Annotated in this window: 4 protein-coding genes and 1 pseudogene; 1 reads left to right on the forward strand and 4 read right to left on the reverse strand. The window is 61.3% G+C overall.

Annotated elements, in window-relative coordinates; translation table 11 throughout:
* Window positions 1-142: 142 nt before the first annotated feature.
* The 3 genes from AB5Y68_RS06300 to ilvY form a co-directional block, all read right to left on the reverse strand.
* Complete coding sequence (locus AB5Y68_RS06300; RefSeq protein ID WP_368206970.1) at window positions 143-2,716, reverse strand: GNAT family N-acetyltransferase; 2,574 nt, start codon at window positions 2,714-2,716, stop codon at window positions 143-145.
* A 90-nt stretch (window positions 2,717-2,806) separates the two neighbouring features.
* On the reverse strand, window positions 2,807-2,998 hold the full coding sequence (locus AB5Y68_RS06305; RefSeq protein WP_010676124.1) for a hypothetical protein: 192 nt from the start codon (window positions 2,996-2,998) through the stop codon (window positions 2,807-2,809).
* 107 nt (window positions 2,999-3,105) lie between these two features.
* A complete protein-coding gene (ilvY, locus tag AB5Y68_RS06310) occupies window positions 3,106-3,999 on the reverse strand; it encodes an HTH-type transcriptional activator IlvY (protein ID WP_010676123.1) in 894 nt (297 codons plus the stop codon).
* 193 nt (window positions 4,000-4,192) lie between these two features.
* Between ilvY and ilvC the strand changes: the two genes are divergently transcribed.
* Window positions 4,193-5,674, forward strand: a complete 1,482-nt coding sequence (gene ilvC / locus AB5Y68_RS06315; protein ID WP_039041087.1) for a ketol-acid reductoisomerase — start codon at window positions 4,193-4,195, stop codon at window positions 5,672-5,674.
* 118 nt (window positions 5,675-5,792) lie between these two features.
* On the opposite strand, the pseudogene AB5Y68_RS06320 reads toward ilvC, so the two are convergent.
* Window positions 5,793-6,068: pseudogene (locus tag AB5Y68_RS06320) on the reverse strand (IS1595 family transposase); the annotation flags it as partial.

The raw sequence follows: 6,068 nt of genomic DNA on the forward strand, positions 1-6,068 counted from the left end.
TAGTGTGGCATTCGCCATGCGAGAGTAGGACACTGCCAGGCACCCAACACGAAGAACCCCGCTCACTCGAGCGGGGTTTTTTATTGCCTGAAATTCACGTTATCCATCCATATCTGGTTGATTTACCACCACGATTGTATCGTTATATAACCTGATCAGCACAGGGCAGCTCCATGTTGACTATCCCATCTTCCAGCTGAATATCGATCTTGAAACCGAGCCGTTTGGCCAGATTGATCATGCCGCGATTACTGGGCATGGTCATGCCAGAGAGCTGGCCTATGCCACGCTCTCTGGCATAGCGCACGATCTTTTCCATCATCAACTTGCCGAGTCCGAGCCCTTTCAAGTCTGAGCGGACCAGGATGGCAAACTCCGCATCCGATTGATCCGGGCTGGCAATGGCTCGCACCACTCCCAGGATCTGCTGGCTAAAAGGGCCGTCCTGACCCACGGCGACGAAGGCCATTTCCCGGTCATAATCGATCTGGGTCATGCGGGCCAGCTCCTCATGCCCCAGCTCCCCCACGTCGGCGAAGAAACGTTTGTACCTGTCTTCATCAGACACCTGCCGCACGAACTGCTTGTGGGCCGGCTCGTCTTCGGGGCGAATGGGGCGCAGCAGCACATGACTCTGATCTTTCAGCCAGGCACCCTCTTCCAGCTCGGTGGGATAGGGGCGAATGGCCAGTGGCAGCACTTGCTGTCCTCGCTCTGCCAGGACGAGCCGGGCATCCAGGATCACCATCTCTTCGCCACAGGCCAGCAGCGGGTGCAGATCCAGTTCTTGTATCTCGGGGAAGGCCAGCAGCAGCTCGGAGAGCTGGCACAGCACCTGGCCGAGGGCGTCGATATCGAGCCGTACCGGACTGGCCTGCTCGCGGATCTTGCCGTCCTTGAGGGCACCAATGATCTGGTAGCGAGCCAGTGCCTGGTTGAGGGGAGGAAGGGCCGCGACCATTTCGCGGGGCTCGGCGCCGGATTCCCCGAGCAGGATGACGGGGCCGAAGACCGGATCCTGCTGCAAGCGGATCCGTAGCTCCAGACCCCCGCTGCGGCGTGCCATGCGTTGTACCAGCAGCCCTTCTATGCGGGCGCCAGGATCGTGCTGACGTACCCTGTCCAGAATGGCATCTGCCGCCTGGGCGACTTCTGCCGAGGTGCGCAGGTTCAGCATGACACCGTGTACATCGGATTTGTGGGCGATGTCGGGAGATCGCAGCTTCACCGCTACGGGGTAGCCAATCTGTTCTGCAGTCAGTGCGGCTTCGATGGCATCGGAGACGATCCAGGTCGCGAGGGTGGATAGCCCGGCTGCCTGCAAGATGGGATGGGCCAGGTGGGTGTCCAGCACCCGCTGCTGGCGCTCCAGCGCTTGCCCAAGGAGCTGCTGGCAGCGCTCGACATCGAGCCTGTCGCCCTGCAGGGAGGCCGGTGTTTCCATCAACTGCTTCTGGTTGCGGCGATATTCCACCATGTGCATGAAGGCCGTGACGGCGCTTTCCGGGGTGCGATAGGTCGGGATGCCCGCCTCATTGAACAGGCGTCTCCCCTCCTGGGCGGAGTATTCGCCTGCCCAGTTGGTCAGGATGTTGAATCGTCTGGCCCTGGGATGCTGCTTGATGAAGTCGTTCAGGTTGCTGGCGAGGGTGACACCTCGGGCGGTGAGGGACGGTGCATGGATCAGCAGGATGGCATCGGCACTGTCCCCTTGGAGCAGCGTCTCGAGTGCACTCTTGTAGGCCTCGATATCTGCATCGCTGCCGATGTCGAGGGGTGGCATCGCCAGCTTGCCTCCCCGAGACAGCAGTACGTCTGCGGCCATGTTGGCGAGGCCGCGCCCGTTGGAGAGGATGGCGAGCCGCTCCCCCTTGAGGGTCAGGGAGTGGCTCAGGGTCTCGACAGTGGCAAACAGTTCGTGGGTATCCCGGACGCGCAGCATGCCAGCTCGGCGGATGGCGGCATCATAGACATTGTCGAGACCGTTGGCCGGGTCATGCCGACCGCTCTTGAGGATCAGGATGGGTTTGTTGCGCGAGGCGGCACGGGCGGCGGAGAGAAAGTGCCTGGCATCGTGCAGCTTGTCCATGTAGATCAGGATGGCGCGGGTCGTCCCGTCCCGGGAGAGCTGATCCAGCAGTTGGCCAAAGTCGATGTCGCAATGATCGCCCAGGGAGATGAAGGCCGAGAAGCCGATTTCGCGCTGCTTGGCCCAATCCAGGATGGTGGTGCTGACCGCTGCCGACTGGGAGAGAAACGCCACCTGTCCCGGAGTCGCTGCAATGGGGGAAAAGCTGGCGTTGATACCCTGCCCGGGGAGCAGCATGCCCATGCTGTTGGGGCCGAGCAGCCGAATGCCGTATTGCTGGCACAGATGCTTGAGCCGCAGGTGCTCGTCAGTGGAGAACTGGGCGGCCAGTATGATGGCGGCTCCAGTTCCTTTCTTGCCGAGCTCCTCGATGAGCGGCAGTACCCGTTCGCGCCGGGTACAGACGATGGCGAGATCGGGGGAGAGGGGAAGGCTCTCTATGTCCGGATAGGCGAGCACGCCAGCGATGGCCTGGCTGCGGGGGGCTACGGGTAGTATAGGGCCCTGGAACTGACCCGCCAGCAGGTGCCGGATGACCACATGGCCTGCTTTCTGCGGATCACTGGAGGCGCCGATGACGGCAATCGAGTGAGGTTTGAAGAGCCGATCCAGGCCGCTTTGTTTCATGGGCACTCCTCATGGTGGCCCCCGGGGCGAGGGGGGCGGATGGTGCCAGTCTAATACGCTTTGCGTGCGGGTTCTGTGACCGATTGCGGATCACGATCTGGCCAGTGCGCTGGCGCGCAGATAAAAGCGCAGCTCCCCCTGAATGCATTGCACCGTGGCGAGGTGCCTGTCCTGGAGATAGATCTCCTGCTCCCGATCGAGTTCATGGCGCTGGACCCCGAGGCTTTGCAGATATTCTGCGAACAGGATGGCACTGCGGATTTCGACAAGATGCTGGCTCACGCTCTATTCCTTGATGGTGGCTGGATGGTGCCGGCCAGTGTCCCCTCTTCTCCCCCACTTTAATACTGATACATTTGACACTCACTGTGGCTCCGACGCCTGCCGGATCAGCGAAGGCCTCCCTGGCCGCGTGCAGTGTCCCAGAAGGCGCGGATCAGCGGCTCTTCCAGCCGCTTCTTGAGCACGGCGATACCGACGTCGAACGCCTTGAGCGCCGGTTTGGGCTCGACCACACGCACCTTGTCCCCCATGGGGCTGTGATCGATGACGGCGGCAGGCACGACACCCACACCGAAGCCGAGGGCCACCATGGCGACGATGCCCTCGTTGCCCGCCACTTCTGCATAGATGTTGGGAGCTATCCCCTTGTTGCGAAACCATTGATCACAGCGCTTTCGGGCCAGCCCCTGTTCGGAGAGGATCAGCGGCAGGCGCTCCCAGTCAGGTTCGCCCTGGGGGAACCACTGACCCTGCTGGGGGGCATTGCGGGGGGCGATGAACACCAGAGGGACTTGTTGCAGGCTGGCGAATTCCAGCTTGGACGAGAGCGCATCCGGCCTCGCTGCGATGGCGAGATCGGCTTCGTCAGCCAGGATCTTGTCCACTGCCAGTGCAGGGTCGCCGGTCTCCAGCTTGATCTCCAGCTGGGGATAACGGCGACGAAAGCGTTCCAGTACCTCGGGCAGCAGAAAGTAGCTGGCGGTGACCGAGCAGAACACCCGCAGCCGCCCTTGCAGCGGCTCGTCGCTGCGCTTGAGCTCCTGTTTGAGTTGGCGCCACTCCTGCAGCAAGGCACCGCCAAACTCCCGTAGCTTGTCACCAGCAGGGGTGAGCCGCACCGAGCGGTTGTCCCGCTCGAAGAGCACGCAGCCGGTCTCCTGCTCCAGTCGCTGGATGGCGCGGCTCAGGGTGGAGGGGCTGACCGCCATGGCATCGGCGCTTTTGCCGAAGTGGAGGGAGTCGGCGAGGTGGAGAAACAGTTCGAGATTGCGAAGGTCCATCTTTTTATTCCTGCGGCGTTGTCAGGCGCCCTGTAGCACGATGGCTCGGCGGTGGGAGATTGCGGGAAATCACATTTCAATTCCTGCAACGTACTGTTTCGAATATATCAGTTCAGGCAATAAGTGTCCCGCGCTATAGTGGTTTCGACAACGCCGCTATCCGGCATGGAATCAATCGAACGGAGCAATCACCATGGCTAACTATTTCAACACCTTGAACCTGCGTCAGCAGTTGGCCCAGCTGGGCAAGTGTCGTTTCATGCAGCGCGAAGAGTTCGCGGACGGCTGCAACGTGCTGAAGGGCAAGAAGGTGGTGATTGTGGGCTGTGGCGCCCAGGGCCTGAACCAGGGTCTGAACATGCGCGACTCCGGGCTGGACATCTCCTACGCCCTGCGCAAGGCCGCCATCACCGAGAAGCGCGCCTCCTGGCAGAAGGCCACCGACAACGGCTTCGTGGTCGGCACCTATGAAGAGCTGATCCCGACCGCCGATCTGGTGCTGAACCTGACTCCGGACAAGCAGCACTCCGACGTCGTCAAAACCGTGATGCCGCTGATGAAGCAGGGCGCCGCTCTTGGTTACTCCCACGGTTTCAACGTGGTGGAAGAGGGTCAGCAGATCCGCTCCGACATCACCGTCGTGATGGTTGCACCCAAATGCCCGGGCACCGAAGTGCGTGAAGAGTACAAGCGCGGCTTCGGCGTACCGACCCTGATCGCAGTCCACCCGGAGAATGATCCCCAGGGTGAGGGCATGGCCATCGCCAAGGCGTGGGCCTCTGCTACCGGTGGCGACCGTGCCGGCGTGCTGGAATCTTCCTTCGTCGCGGAAGTGAAATCCGACCTGATGGGCGAGCAGACCATTCTGTGCGGCATGCTGCAGGCCGGTTCCCTGCTCTGCTACGACAAGCTGGTTGCCGAGGGCACCGACCCGGCCTATGCCGGCAAGCTGATCCAGTTCGGCTGGGAGACCATCACCGAGGCCCTGAAGCAGGGCGGCATCAGCTTGATGATGGACCGTCTCTCCAACCCGGCCAAGCTGCGTGCCTTCGAGCTCTCCGAGCAACTGCGCACCCTGATGCGTCCGCTGTTCGAGAAGCACATGGATGACATCATCGCCGGCGAGTTCTCCCGCGGCATGATGGCTGACTGGGCCGAAGACGATGCCAAGCTGTTCGGCTGGCGCGAAGAGACCGGCAAGTCCGCCTTCGAGAATGCCCCTGCCTATGCCGGCAAGATCGCCGAGCAGGAGTACTTCGACAATGGTGTGGTCATGGTGGCCATGGTCAAGGCGGGTGTCGAGCTGGCGTTCGAAACCATGGTGGCCTCCGGCATCTATGAAGAGTCCGCCTACTACGAGTCTTTGCACGAGCTGCCGCTGATCGCCAACACCGTCGCCCGCAAGCGTCTGTACGAGATGAACGTGGTCATCTCCGATACCGCGGAGTACGGCAACTACCTGTTCGCCAACGCCGCCGTGCCGCTGCTGCGCGAGCACTTCATGCCGACTCTGCAAGCAGGGGACCTGGGCAGTGCCCGTGCCGAGAGCAAGGCGGTGGACAACCTGGCCTTGCTGGCTGCCAACGAAGCGACCCGCAACCACCCGATCGAGAAGATCGGCCAGACCCTGCGTGGTTACATGAAGGACATGAAGCGTATTGCCGTCGGCGGTTAAGCCTTCGCTGAGCGGCATCGGAAGGGGCGGGGATGACGATCCCCGTTACTGGCTGGCTTAGACACCTGGCCTGTCGTCCGGATGATGCAAACAGACAGATTGAAGCCTATAAAAAAGGCTATGTCCCAATTACGTGTTGCATGGGGCGCCCCAGCGCCTCATGCAAGCAACGTGGTACATTCACTTCCCGCCCGTAGCGCTCCAACATCCTTCGCCAACCCAGATAATTTCTCAGATAGTGGGTCGCTACCCCATGGAACCGCTCCATCCACTCTTTCAACCGACGGTGATATCCGTTTACATGCTGGATGTGGTATGCCCCAATGACTCGCTCACCTCGACGGTTGTACACCACCTGATGTGTTATGCCCCGCGCTTGGCTGAAACTGGCATA

This window comes from Aeromonas sp. R6-1 (genome assembly GCF_040908165.1).
Taxonomy (GTDB): Bacteria; Pseudomonadota; Gammaproteobacteria; order Enterobacterales; family Aeromonadaceae; genus Aeromonas; species Aeromonas caviae.